The organism is Acinetobacter sp. FB, from assembly GCF_056033405.1.
Genome location: NZ_CM148502.1, coordinates 2,736,781 through 2,750,168, shown reverse-complemented (window position 1 = coordinate 2,750,168; position 13,388 = coordinate 2,736,781). Strand labels below are relative to the sequence as shown.

Here is a 13,388-nt window from a genome sequence, read left to right as displayed (position 1 = left end):
TAGCCAAACTGGCGACATCCATGCCGCCTATCACGATAGTCAATCTTGGGTATAATTCTAAAAAAACTAACTTTATTTTATAAATTATCCATGTCGTTAATACTCGATTTTAATTGCCTTTTGGAATAAGCTTAAGCCTTTCATAATAAGTTGAATGGAAGTTTAAAAATGGCTGTTGGTGACGTAACAATGCCACTTATGCATGTGGTGCAGGGTGTAAAAATTGGCTCAACTGAGGCGTATGTACGTTATCCAAATCGACGAGATCTAGTCATTTTTGAATTTGCTGAAGGCTCAAACGTTGCAGGGGTGTTTACCCAAAGCGCTTTTGCTGCTGCGCCTGTTCAATTGAGTAAAAAGCATTTAGCAGAAAATACACCACGTTACCTGATTATTAATACAGGCAACGCCAATGCTGCAACAGGAACAGTTGGTTATAAAAATGCAGAGGCGACTTGTGCAAAGTTGGCTGAGTTAACTGGTGTTCAAGCCAATCAGATTTTACCGTTTTCAACTGGTGTGATTGGTGAGCAACTCCCAATTGAACGTTTAGTACAAGGGATTCAACCTGCGTTAAATGATTTAAATGCAGATCGTTGGGCAGATGCGGCATCTGGCATCATGACCACAGACACTACACCAAAAGGTGCATCTGAACAGTTCGAACTGGATGGTGTGACCTATACCATGACGGGAATCAGTAAAGGTGCAGGCATGATTCGTCCAAATATGGCGACCATGCTCAGCTTTGTTGCAACCGATGCTCCGATTAGTGCTGAACTGGTACAGCGTTTACTGCAAACCACGGTTGAGCACTCTTTTAACCGTATTACCATTGATGGTGATACCTCGACCAATGACTCTTGTATCTTTGTAGCAACGGGTTTGGCAGGTGGTATAGAAATCCAGAATCAAGAGGATGCACGTTATCAGCAAGTATTAGAAGTACTTGCTCGTATCATGGATCGTCTAGCGCAATTGATCGTACGTGATGGTGAGGGTGCAACTAAGTTCATCACAGTTCAGGTGGAAGGCGGAGCCAATACTCAAGAATGTTGTGATGTTGCCTATAGTGTTGCCGAGTCACCACTCATCAAAACGGCTTTATTTGCTTCAGATCCAAACTGGGGACGTATTGTGATGGCGATCGGTAAGGCAGGTGTGCCAAAGCTAGACAGTAGCAAGGTTCAGGTCTGGATCGGTGATGTACAAATTTGCCTAGATGGTGGTGCAAACCCAGACTATACCGAAGAAGCTGGTGCAGCAGTGATGGCAGAGAAGGAAATTAGCATTCGTATTGACCTCGGTCGTGGTACAGCAAAAGACACGGTGTATACCTGTGACTTTTCTTATGACTATGTCAAAATTAATGCCGATTATCGCTCATAAATTTGCGTTATAATAAAGCCTCCACAGTGAGGCTTTTTTTATAAGCTGGTATGTGGATAGTGTGATATTAACTAAATGCTCACCAAGATACCCACGTTATAAGTTTGCAGCGATGCAAGCACGCAGGATAGAGAAGACGCTTTATGAATGATGCGAATTTAATTGCGAACGAAGCCAAAAATATTGTGCAGGCGCATTTAGATCGTTTGGGCGAGCCAAAGGACAATAGCCTTAGCCCAGAAGTGAAACAAGAAAAGTTTGCTCAAATTGCAGCTGAGTTGAAAAAGCGAAATGCAGTGCTTGTGGCTCACTATTACTGTGATCCTGAAGTGCAAGAGCTTGCCGAACTGACAGGGGGATGTGTTTCTGATTCATTGGAAATGGCGCGCTTTGGTCGTGATCATCCTGCAACAACCCTTGTGGTGGCAGGCGTAAAGTTTATGGGCGAAACCTCTAAAATCTTATCACCAGAAAAAACAGTGTTGATGCCAACTTTAGAAGCAACCTGTTCACTTGATTTGGGTTGTCCTGTAGATGAGTTTTCAGCGTTCTGTGATCAGCATCCTGATCATACCGTGGTGGTGTATGCCAATACCTCGGCAGCTGTGAAAGCACGTGCCGATTGGGTGGTGACTTCAAGTTGTGCGGTTGAGATCATTGAACATTTAGATAGTTTGGGCGAAAAAATTATTTGGGCACCAGATCAGCATTTAGGTCGCTATATTCAAAAGAAAACGGGCGCTGAAATGTTGTTGTGGGATGGTGCATGTATCGTGCATGAAGAATTCCGTGCCCGTGGTATTGCGCAAATGAAAGCGCTCTATCCAGATGCAGCGGTATTGGTTCATCCTGAGTCACCTGAATCGGTGGTGGATATTGCTGATGCGGTGGGAAGCACCTCGCAACTGATTAAAGCAGCTCAGACCTTGCCACATAAACAAATGATCGTGGCAACGGATCGCGGTATTTTCTATAAAATGCAACAAGCAGCGCCTGATAAAGAATTATTTGAAGCACCAACCGCAGGTGAGGGGGCAACTTGTCGTTCATGTGCACATTGCCCGTGGATGGCGATGAACGAACTGGATGGTATTTTGCATGTATTACAACATGCTGATCAAGAAATACACGTTGATCCAGCCCTTGCTGAACGCGCGAAATTACCCTTAGATCGAATGTTGAACTTTAGTGCTTCTTTGAAACGCTAAAACGTTTGAAAATGCTTGTTAAATATACATTTGATAAGGATTTATTCTTTTTTTGAAAAATAGGTGTTGACGTTCTAGAGCGTCGCGCCTAGAATGCACACCGTACCGCACGATGTGCGATACGCTAAAAGCTGAAAAGAAATCGGAGCATAGCACAGCCTGGTAGTGCACCTGGTTTGGGACCAGGGGGTCGTAGGTTCGAATCCTACTGCTCCGACCATTTAAAATATGTTGTAAAACATAGTTTTAAATATCGGCGAAGTATCGTGATAGTATTATCATCGTTATGCGCCTGTAGCTCAGTTGGATAGAGCATCCGCCTTCTAAGCGGATGGTCACAGGTTCGAATCCTGTCAGGCGCGCCATTTGGCAGCTTGGTATATAGAATCAAAGTTTTGATGGTGGATGTAGCTCAGTTGGTAGAGCCCCGGATTGTGATTCCGGTTGTCGCGGGTTCGAATCCCGTCATTCACCCCAATTCGGAGCATAGCACAGCCTGGTAGTGCACCTGGTTTGGGACCAGGGGGTCGTAGGTTCGAATCCTACTGCTCCGACCATCATCTTTAAGATGAGATAAAATACCGCTAATTTAGCGGTTTTTTTACGTCTGCATTAATTGATTATGTTATTAATATAATATTTATAACGTATCAGATTCATTATTTTAAACTTCAAAAACTATAAGTGATTGGGAAGAGATGCTTTTCTATTTTATTTTATCATTATTATTTTAGCTGTTCTTACTTATTTGAAATCGCCCCATTTTAAAGGAAAGATGGGCGAACTCATGGTTGCCGTATATGTCGATAAAGCATTAGGTGATGAGTATATTCTGTTAAATAACTGTACGATTCCTGATCAAGAGCAGGGAACAACACAAATTGATCACATTCTAATAAGTCCTTACGGTGTTTTTATTATAGAAACAAAAACTATAGGGGGTGGATTTTTGGTAGTGCTCGTCAGAAACAATGGACGCAAAAGATTTATAAAAAAAGTTATAAGTTTCAAAATCCATTACATCAAAACTACAAACACATGAAAGTTTTGGAGATGATTTTAAGTGATATACTTGAACCAAAATATTTGCATTCAGTTATTGTTTTTACTCCTAAAAGTGAATTCAAAACAGAGATGCCTGAAAATGTATTTCGTGGAAAGACATGGATAAATTATGTAAAGAGCTTCAATGAGGAAGTAATCAGCTCAATGAAGCAAAAAAGAATTCATTACAGAATAGAAAAAGAAATATTGGAATCTTTATGGAAAACAGATCGCCAACATGTTGAATATCTCAAACAGAAAAGCACGAAGAAAGATGCAATAAATTAGCTTTTGTTTTATCTGTTCATTTATCTCAAATTCCTTGCTTAGTTTAGCTATTGTGGTTTGAATGATATCCAGTTAATTTTTAATTGTAGAGCATAGAGCTGTTAGACAAGTAATGCCGCTTATTTATGTGGTTTTAGGCATAATATTTTAACTTTTTAAAAAATGAAAATAACAGGGATAGAAATGACACAAGCAGCTTTTGATTTTGTAATTATTGGTGGTGGCTCAGCAGGTTGTGTACTTGCAGGTCGGCTTTCAGAAAATCCAAATATATCAGTTTGTTTACTTGAGGCTGGTGGTGATGGCAATAGCTGGTTGGTGAATACACCATCAGCAGCAGTGATCAGTATTCCAACCAAGATTAATAACTGGGCTTTAGAAACCATTCCACAAAAAGGTTTAAATGGGCGTAAAGGCTATCAACCTCGTGGAAAATGCTTAGGTGGTAGTTCTGCGATTAATGCGATGGTCTACATCCGTGGTCATCATAGTGATTATGACCATTGGGCAGCTCTAGGTAATACAGGATGGTCTTATCAGGATGTATTGCCATACTTTATAAAATCAGAGCATAACGAGCGCATTCGTAATGAATATCATGGTCAACACGGACCATTGAATGTCAGTGAATTGCGTTCGGACAATCCGTATCAGAAAACCTTTGTTGAAGCTGCGAAGCAGGTCAATTATCCGCTGAATGATGACTTTAATGGCGCAGAACAAGAAGGACTCGGTGTTTATCAGGTCACACAAAAAAATGGTGAACGTTGGAGCGCAGCACGTGGTTATCTGTTTCCTTATTTAGGTAAACGCCCGAATCTACATGTGATTACCAAAGCTTTGGTGTCAAAACTTGTGATTGAAAATGGTCGTGCTGTTGGGGTCGAATATAAACACAATGGACAAAGCACGGTTGTTCGTGCCAATAAAGAAGTGCTCTTATCTGCGGGTGCATTCCAATCTCCACAAGTCTTGATGTTGTCGGGGATTGGCCCACGACAAGAACTAGAAAAACACGGTATCCCTGTAATTAAAGATTTGGCGGGTGTGGGTGAAAACCTGCACGATCATCCTGACTTTATTTTTGCTTATAAGACCAAGCAAATGGAAGGAACCTTTGGGGTGTCGGTTGGTGGTAGTTTAGATTTGGTTAAGCAGATTGGTCGTTATCGTAAAGAACGCCGTGGTTTAATCACTACCAATTATGCTGAATGTGGTGGCTTCTTAAAAAGTCGCCCTGAGTTAGATAAGCCAAATTTACAATTACATTTTGTGATTGCTGTAGTAGATAACCATGCTCGCACGATGCACACAGGTCATGGTATTTCATGTCATGTGTGTTTATTGAATCCGCGTGCGCGTGGTTCAGTCAAACTCAGTGGTAGAAATGTTGATGATCCATTATTGATTGATTTTAAATTCTTAGAGGATGAACAAGATCTGCAAGATATGGTCGATGGGTTTAAAGTCACACAGAAGTTAATGAACGCACCTGCTTTAAGTGAAAAAATTAAAGAGGATATGTTTACCGCTAATGTGCAGTCTGATGATGAAATCCGTGAGATTTTACGCCAACGTGTCGATACGGTGTATCACCCAGTCGGCAGTTGTAAAATGGGTGTGGATGAGATGGCAGTGGTTGATCCTGAACTGAAAGTATATGGTATTGCAGGATTGCGCGTGGTGGATGCGTCGATTATGCCAACCGTGGTGAATGGTAATACCAATGCTCCAGCGATCATGATTGCTGAAAAAGCGGTGGATTTGATTCGTCAAACGTGGAAGTAAACTTAAACGATCAGCAATTGGAGCTAAGCTAGAAATATCTTAGCTCTTTTCATTTTCAGTGTTGTTGCGAGGTGTTTCCAGCATACGCGGAAAGGTGAAATTAAAATCATCAAGTGCATAACGAAATAATTGAGCATGGCGTTTTCCGACAATTTTTTGTTGCCCTGTTTCCTCAACTGCACCTGCTTCTTGCATACGCCGTCTGAATGATTTCTTTTCTAATGTATGCCCTAAAATAATTTCATAAATGGTTTGTAATTCGGTCAGGGTAAAAAGCTCAGGCATGAGGCTGGCGGGTAGAGCGGTATAACGGGTTTTATTGGCAAGGCGATCATAAGCGAGTTTTAGCAATTGTTGATGATCAAAGGCTAAATCAAGTTGTAATGCCTGATCGATTGCAAGCCATTGACTATGCTCAGTGGTGGTACTTGCTTGAATTTCAAATTTGTCAAAATCAATTAAGGCAAAATATAAAGCGGTAATGGACCAGCCACGTGGATCACGATGTTGATTACCAATGGTTTCAACTTGTTCTAGGTAAGGGGAGTGAATTCCTGTTTTTTCAAGCAGTTTGCGGTGGGCCGTTGCCATTAAGTCTGGATCGGTTTTTAAATGGACAAAGCCACCCGGTAGCGCCCATTTGCCTTTTTCGGGAAAGTTGGAGCGTTGAATCATTAAGACTTGTAATTGACCTTTTGCCACAGAAAAAATTACCATATCGACCGTAAACAGTGGGGTGTCATAGTCTGTTTTTTGGTAGTGGGCAAGGTATTCCTGTTCGGAAGTATAGGTCATTTAGCGTTATCTCATGGATGAGTGAATCAAGTATAAAGGTTTTGTATAGATTTGAATGCGCTATTTATAAATGAAAAAACAGTTAAGTTTGTTTCAGCGTAGCGACAGCAGTTATCGAGAAATCAAAACTTTTGTGTATTGGCAATTGTATACTTTTAGGGATAAAGCCTAAGCAAAAACTGTTCATTGCTGCGGTTAGTTGATGCTGCATCCTGAGCCCAGTTCAAAATAGCATTCTGAATTTCGTGCAAGATTGTTAAATGGGCGGCATCCATGCCGCCTGTCATGATGTAAGGTAGATGAACTGCAAATGAGGGGTCTTGATATTGCTTAGACCAATCTTTCCCGAATTTGATCAAGCGAGCATTCTCTTAGCAATTGACCATTTTCAAATACTGTTTGCAGTGCCCCCATCTTCTCCTGTTCAAAGCTTTGTTGATCAAAGAGCTCAAAACCATTTTCAGTTTGTTCAACCCGTAATAAGCCCTTGGCTGATTTTTTAACACCCGAGTCGGTCACTGGGTCTTTAAACAGTCCGCGACCGACGCCATTGACCTGTCCCCAAGTGGCTTTTACAGCAAAACCAAAGCTATCGCGAGTTAAATAGTTATAGGTATAGCTGCCGATTCCAAAAACTAGATTATTGGAAGCAAAGCCTTTGGCTTCTAAACCTTTTAAGATATTTTGTGCACGTTCTAGGGTAATAGAGTCACCATAGATTAAGCCAACACGCTCATTCAGTACTTTATAGCCTTGCGCTGTTTCTGTGCCGCCAAAAATCTCCCATAAACATTGCACCGCACCTTTATAAGCGGGACTATCTCGCTCTGCATCAGGATCGCCGCAGATAATTTTCACGGGATCACCAGAGTCAGGGCGAAACACCACTTTGGCTAGTCCGAGAGCATTCGGTTGACGATTTAGAATCTCTGCTTTCAATTCCACGCTAAACTCAGTAATCACACGCCAAAAATCCCAAGTATCTGAAACGATACTGACCACGCCACTAGGATAGAGTTCACAGATCAGACGTCTAAAGGTCTCGATTTCACTTTCTTCACTACCCATACACATCACACTGTGTTCTGTTGCAGGTACTGAAACGCCCACTACACCTTCTGCGTTGTAATATTCTTCTGCATAGTCAATTGAAGCGACTGAATCGGTACCAATAAAACTGGTTAAGTGACCCACACCCGATTGGGCAGCATCATAGATCCCACTCATCCCTCGGCTACTAAAATCATGGCCTTGAACAGCAACAAAGTCTAAAGCTGCACCTGTTTTTTCTGCATATTGGGTCAATAAGCGTTTATATTCATAGGCAATGCTGGCCGTGGTACAGCTTTTCCATAATTCGGCACTGAGCACGGTTTCGATATAGTTGGTTAACCAAAAGAAATTTGGATCAGTATTGATAATAGTCAATACAGGTACTTTGATATTGACTCGGCTACCTTCTTCTAGTGCTTTAATCTTTAAAGGTAAATAGCCAAGATCGTGCAGGGCTTCGATGTGTTCAACGGGAACAGCACCTTCACCTAGAGAATTGTCCATGCGACGTTTATAGGCTGCGACTACTTTGGATTTAGGTTGATTAAAGAAGCCCTCGTTCCAAGTTTCAATCAAAAAATGTTTAATAAAGCCTTGCAGACCAAAGAACACAATCTTGTCATCAAAGTCAGGCAGCATTTTGGCTAAACGTGATGAACGCGGGGTAAAGTTGGCATAGACGTATTCAGTTCCCACTGGATACTGACGACGGTGATCTGCTTTATAGAAATCAATTGCATTGAGTGGGTTAATTTTAATACTCATTTTTATCGGCCTCTTGCTTTAATCTTGATTTTGAAAATTGATGATATTGAGTTTGCTTGCTTCTGCTTGTGGCAGGCTATTGCTGGTAAAGAGCTGATCGACCAAGCCATCAAATACCACGAGACCTTTGCTAAAAATGCCATGGGTGACATACAAAATAATGTTTTGGCAGTTTAGGCTGCGTAGTTGTTTGGCAATACCAATAAAAGTGGCACCACCATCGCAAATATCATCGGTGATCACGGCTGTTTTTCCTGTCAAATCAGGGCTATCCACCGCAGTTGTTCTAATTTTTCCAGTGCTTGGATCGCGTTTCTTTTCACAGTGAATCACTTCAATGGCTTGTTGGCGTTGCGGATTGATGCCGTTTGCAATCGCTTGGGTGCGTTGTGTTGCTCCTGCATCGGGACAGATCAACACGCTATTGTCAGCGCTTAAAATCTGCATCAATGCAGGGCTTTGCTGGATAATCTCAATCGGTTCGATATTGATCACCGCTTGAAAACGCGTATTTTTGCGTAATAGCTCAAGCGTCACTGGGCTATGACAATCCCACACCACAATTTTCTGACGTTGTCCTGCAAATTTTTCACTATTGCTATTCAATAGCTTGGTCATTAAATCCAGTGAGAAGGCCTGACCTTGTGCACAGATACGGTCTTGACGTGCATAGGCAAAATAAGGGATTTCCACCGAAAGGCGAGTGCCTTGTTCTAGTAACACATTTTCCAATAATAGATAGTCCATCACATCGGTGCTGCTCTGAAGTGAGGCTTTGATCTGAGTGTCAGCTTGTAATTGGTTCAATAACTCAGGCTGTAGTTGAATATGACGCTCACCACCTGAAAACTGCAAAAACTCGATGGGAACATTCGCTTGAGCTGTCATAAGTTGAATCGTCATTATTAATTTCTCTTTTATAGTGGCTTAAAGCCAGTAAATATATATTGGCATAATGACACTATTAAATGCAAGGTTTAAATTTGATCGTTTTAATAAAAATAGGGAAGCAACTTAGAAAATAGATTCATCTATTTGAAGTTAAAAGAGAATAATTATTAAACTTTTTTTAATCATTGGGATCATTCTAAAATGGACCAGCTGCTGACTTTATTGCTGCGATATATTGATGTTTCGGTCATAGTTTTTGACAATTATCCTTGTCAGGATTGAGGCATGTATTGTTTGCTTGGCATTGCAGCAGGTCAAAGTGCTAAAAGTGAACAATCGGAATAAAACAAAAAAGGAAAGCATCCTATGAAATCTCTGATTTGTCATAACGCTGAGTTAAAACTAGAAGCCAGTCTTCAATTGGTTCCTGCAAAAGGGCAAGTCTTACTTGAAGTCGTACGTTGCGGTATCTGTGGTTCAGATTTACACATGCAACATCACTGTGATCACATGCATGATTTGGCAGCACGAGTCGGGTTCAATGGAGTTGCAAAGTCCTCTGATAAATTGGTTTTCGGTCATGAGTTCTGCGGTAAAGTCTTGGATTATGGTCCAAAAACACGCCGTAAATTGAAAGTAGATACTTTAGTTTGTGCCATGCCATTGTTAAATGTTGATCCGCAAGGTTATGTGCCGACAGGGTTGTCGCCAAGTGCTTCTGGCGGTTATGCAGAACAGGTCTTGGTACAATCCAGTTTAATGTTTGAAGTTCCTAATGGTTTAGATGCGGATCGTGCTGCACTGACTGAACCAATGGCGGTTGCCTTACATGCGGTACGTCGTAGTCGAATCAAGAAAAACGAGCCTGCGATTGTGATTGGCTGTGGCCCTGTCGGTTTGGGTGTGATTATTATGCTTAAAGCAGCAGGCGTTAAAACCGTGATTGCCAGTGATTTTTCACCGAACCGTCGTCGTTTGGCTGAGCAATGTGGTGCGGATGTCTTGATTGATCCTAAACAACAGTCTCCATTCGGTAGTTGGAAAGAACTTGGCTTATTGGGCAATGTCTCTGAAGCAGTGAATATGGGCATGGGAATTTTTGATAAGGTTCAGACGTACTCATTACCGTGGGTCAATGCCATGCGCGTTGGTGACAAGCTCGGAATATTGCCGAAACGACCTGTAATTTTTGAGTGCGTGGGTGTGGCAGGGATTATGCAGCAGATCTTAGAGGGCGCACCGCTATTCTCACGTATTGTCGGAGTAGGGGTTTGTATGCAAAGTGATAAAATCGAACCTGCGTTGGCGATCAATAAAGAATTAGAAATCCAGTATGTGCTGGGTTATACCCCACTTGAGTTCCGTGACACCCTGCATATGATTGCGGAAGGTAAAGTTGATTGTTCACCATTGATCACGGGTGTGGTCGGTTTGGAAGGCGTCGGCAATGCGTTTGAGGCGCTACGCGACCCAGAGCAACATGCCAAGATTTTGATTGATCCAAAACGTGCAGGTTCAACGATTGAACTGATCAAGCCTTAATATTCAAGATTCTAAAAAGCCGCTTTCAATGAAGCGGCTTTTTATGTCAGAAGTCTTGATCCCGCTTGGATTAGAAACTTTTGGTCAATGACAGTGTCACAGTTGAATCAATTGGATTCGATACTTTGGCGTTGGGATTGCCATTGCTGTATTGCTGATAAAAACCGTCTTTATCCCATGCTTTGCTATAGGTCAAACTACTTGAAAGGTTATATGGCAGTTCTTTGTTGACGGCAAAACTGGCATCTTGAAAGCTTGCTGCAGAAAAGTTTTTAATGCGTTGATTACCATAATGGGCATCGACAGACCAACCTTGCGTAATCGGTTGGTGCCAATTGACATCCAAATAGCCCGAACCACGTGAATGCTTATTGTTACCGACGCCTAAGGTATCCGAATTATTGCCGAAATAATCTTGGGTATAGGTAATCGCATATTTAACGCTAAGCGGCCCATAGCTAATCTCAGGGATAATTTCCCCATAATCAAAACGGGTATGGCCTGTATCCGCAGTGGTTTTTGCCCCAGGATAATAGTAATAGGCGACTTTGGTGCCAATAGTTAAATCACCAAAACTGCGGCTATAGCCAGTATACACATCCCACTCGACCGAGGCATCACGAATAAAATGATCACTTACCATCGATGCCCAAGTCCCTGCATAAAAACCGCTGGCATGGTTGTAATCCAGTCCACCTTGTAAGGCAGGTTTACCCCAAGTTTGTTGAAAACCGCGAGAAACGTATTGGCTAGCCGCAGTGATATTGGCTGAGTAGGGTGAGGTGGTTTCAGTGGCGTGGATGCTTTGAAAATAAAAAGCCAAAGGTACAATTAAAAATAAGGTTTTTTTCATCATTTCTCCCTGAATGAAGTAAAACCCGAAGCTTTGCTTCGGGTATCCCCTAAAGGAATTTCTTGCTTATTGTATTGGACGTAACGGCGCTTGACGTACAGGTGCTGTACCCGCTTTGTAATAAGCCGCTTCAGAACGAGGGAGTTTTTGACCACGGATTTGATCGGCAATTTTTTCTGCGATCATAATGGTGGTGGCGTTCAGATTGCCAGTAATGATCAGTGGCATGATGGAAGCATCAACCACACGCAAGCCTTGTACCCCGTGAACGCGACCTTGACCATCGACTACAGCCATCTCATCTTCGCCCATCTTACAACTGCATGATGGGTGAAATGCTGTTTCGGCATGGGTGCGGACGAATTCATCCAGTTCTGCATCGGTCTGGATATGTTTACCCGGACTGATTTCTTCACCACGATACGGATCAAGTGCAGGTTGCGCCATGATTTCACGGGTGATACGAATCGCATCCCGGAATTCACGCCAGTCTTGTTCAGTTGACATGTAGTTGAACAGGATACTTGGATGCTCAAACGGATCTTTTGATTTCAGCTTAATGCGACCACGTGACGGTGAGCGCATTGAACCGACATGCGCTTGGAAGCCATGCTCTTTTACTGCATTACTACCGTTGTAGTTAATCGCAACAGGCAAGAAGTGATATTGGATATTCGGCCAGTCAAACTCTTCTGAGCTACGGATAAAGCCACCCGCTTCGAACTGGTTGCTTGCACCAACGCCAGTGCCATTGAATAACCATTCAGCACCGATTGCAGGCTGGTTATACCATTGCAGTGCAGGGTAGAGTGATACAGGCTGTTTACATTGGTATTGCAAATACATTTCCAGATGGTCTTGCAGGTTCTCACCCACACCCGGCAAATCATGCACGACATCAATATCCATCGATTTCAGGAAGTTGCTTTCACCCACACCTGAGCGTTGCAAGATTTGTGGTGAGGCAATCGCACCTGCGCAGAGCAACACTTCACGTTTGGCCTGTGCCTGTTTCATATTGGCTTGGTCTGCGCCAATAATATATTCCACACCCACCGCCTGTTTTTGATTGAACAGGATTTTATTGGTGGTGGCATGCGTGACGATGGTTAAATTCGGGCGACCTTTGGCTAAATCGAGATAACCACGGGCAGTACTTGAGCGACGGCCTTTTTGGGTCACAGTACGGTCCATTGGACCAAAGCCTTCTTGTTGATAACCATTTAAGTCATCGGTACGTGGATAACCTGCCTGTACGCCTGCTTCCACCATGGCATGGAACAAGACATTGTTGCCATTTTTAGGGGTTGCCACTGACACAGGGCCTTTGTCACCATGGTAGTCATTACCACCGATATCACGGGTTTCGGCTTTTTTGTAGTAGGGTAAGCAGTCTGCATAAGTCCAGTCTTCCAGACCTTTCATGGTTGCCCACTGATCCAGATCCATGGCATTGCCACGGATATAGCACATGCCGTTAATCAGAGAAGAACCACCTAAGCCCTTACCACGACCACATTCCATACGACGATTGTTCATGTGGGGTTCAGGATCGGTTTCATAGGCCCAGTTATAGCGACGACCTTGTAAAGGAAAGGCCAAAGCGGCTGGCATTTGAGTACGGAAATCTAAACGGTAGTCTGGGCCACCGGCTTCCAATAATAAAACAGTCACGTCTTTGTCTTCAGTCAGACGTGTTGCGAGTACATTTCCAGCAGATCCTGCGCCAATGATAATGTAGTCATATGCTTGAGTATTCATCGTTATCCCTT

Annotated in this window: 10 protein-coding genes, 4 tRNA genes and 1 pseudogene; 10 read left to right on the top strand and 5 right to left on the bottom strand. The window is 42.6% G+C overall.

Annotated features, from left to right (window positions below; genetic code table 11):
* Positions 1-168 precede the first annotated feature (168 nt).
* The 9 genes and pseudogenes from argJ (at position 169) to AC0JIQ_RS13015 (ending at position 5,717) form a co-directional block, all read left to right on the top strand.
* Entirely contained in the window at positions 169-1,389 is a 1,221-nt protein-coding gene (gene argJ, locus AC0JIQ_RS13055; protein WP_474201905.1) for a bifunctional glutamate N-acetyltransferase/amino-acid acetyltransferase ArgJ, read from the top strand.
* A gap of 143 nt (positions 1,390-1,532) precedes the next feature.
* Complete coding sequence (nadA, locus tag AC0JIQ_RS13050; protein WP_005218157.1) at positions 1,533-2,597, top strand: quinolinate synthase NadA; 1,065 nt, start codon at positions 1,533-1,535, stop codon at positions 2,595-2,597.
* Between the two features lie 143 nt (positions 2,598-2,740).
* Positions 2,741-2,817: transfer RNA gene (locus tag AC0JIQ_RS13045), tRNA-Pro, on the top strand.
* Between the two features lie 68 nt (positions 2,818-2,885).
* Positions 2,886-2,962: transfer RNA gene (locus tag AC0JIQ_RS13040), tRNA-Arg, on the top strand.
* 36 nt (positions 2,963-2,998) lie between these two features.
* Positions 2,999-3,074: transfer RNA gene (locus AC0JIQ_RS13035), tRNA-His, on the top strand.
* A 3-nt stretch (positions 3,075-3,077) separates the two neighbouring features.
* Positions 3,078-3,154, top strand: a tRNA-Pro gene (locus AC0JIQ_RS13030).
* A 218-nt stretch (positions 3,155-3,372) separates the two neighbouring features.
* Positions 3,373-3,647 (top strand): annotated as a pseudogene (locus tag AC0JIQ_RS13025) (nuclease-related domain-containing protein); the annotation flags it as partial.
* A gap of 3 nt (positions 3,648-3,650) precedes the next feature.
* Entirely contained in the window at positions 3,651-3,929 is a 279-nt protein-coding gene (locus AC0JIQ_RS13020) for an NERD domain-containing protein (RefSeq protein WP_474203285.1), read from the top strand.
* 183 nt (positions 3,930-4,112) lie between these two features.
* Positions 4,113-5,717, top strand: a complete 1,605-nt coding sequence (locus tag AC0JIQ_RS13015) for a GMC family oxidoreductase (RefSeq protein WP_474201904.1) — start codon at positions 4,113-4,115, stop codon at positions 5,715-5,717.
* Positions 5,718-5,756: 39 nt separating this feature from the next.
* Here AC0JIQ_RS13015 and ntrR read toward each other — a convergent pair whose 3' ends face one another.
* The 3 genes from ntrR to AC0JIQ_RS13000 form a co-directional block, all read right to left on the bottom strand.
* Positions 5,757-6,512, bottom strand: coding sequence for an ADPR responsive transcriptional repressor NtrR (gene ntrR, locus AC0JIQ_RS13010; RefSeq protein WP_474201903.1), 756 nt, complete (start codon positions 6,510-6,512; stop codon positions 5,757-5,759).
* 330 nt (positions 6,513-6,842) lie between these two features.
* Positions 6,843-8,330 (bottom strand): nicotinate phosphoribosyltransferase, encoded by a 1,488-nt coding sequence (locus AC0JIQ_RS13005; RefSeq protein ID WP_474201902.1) that lies wholly within the window; start codon positions 8,328-8,330, stop codon positions 6,843-6,845.
* Between the two features lie 18 nt (positions 8,331-8,348).
* Positions 8,349-9,233 (bottom strand): phosphoribosyltransferase family protein, encoded by an 885-nt coding sequence (locus tag AC0JIQ_RS13000; RefSeq protein ID WP_474201901.1) that lies wholly within the window; start codon positions 9,231-9,233, stop codon positions 8,349-8,351.
* Between the two features lie 354 nt (positions 9,234-9,587).
* Between AC0JIQ_RS13000 and AC0JIQ_RS12995 the strand changes: the two genes are divergently transcribed.
* Positions 9,588-10,763 carry a zinc-binding dehydrogenase gene (locus tag AC0JIQ_RS12995; RefSeq protein ID WP_474201900.1) on the top strand — a complete coding sequence of 392 codons (1,176 nt, stop codon included), beginning with the start codon at positions 9,588-9,590 and terminating at the stop codon, positions 10,761-10,763.
* A gap of 70 nt (positions 10,764-10,833) precedes the next feature.
* Here AC0JIQ_RS12995 and AC0JIQ_RS12990 read toward each other — a convergent pair whose 3' ends face one another.
* Positions 10,834-11,616 carry a TorF family putative porin gene (locus tag AC0JIQ_RS12990; RefSeq protein ID WP_474201899.1) on the bottom strand — a complete coding sequence of 261 codons (783 nt, stop codon included), beginning with the start codon at positions 11,614-11,616 and terminating at the stop codon, positions 10,834-10,836.
* Positions 11,617-11,682: 66 nt separating this feature from the next.
* Entirely contained in the window at positions 11,683-13,377 is a 1,695-nt protein-coding gene (gene betA, locus AC0JIQ_RS12985) for a choline dehydrogenase (protein ID WP_474201898.1), read from the bottom strand.
* Positions 13,378-13,388: the final 11 nt, after the last annotated feature.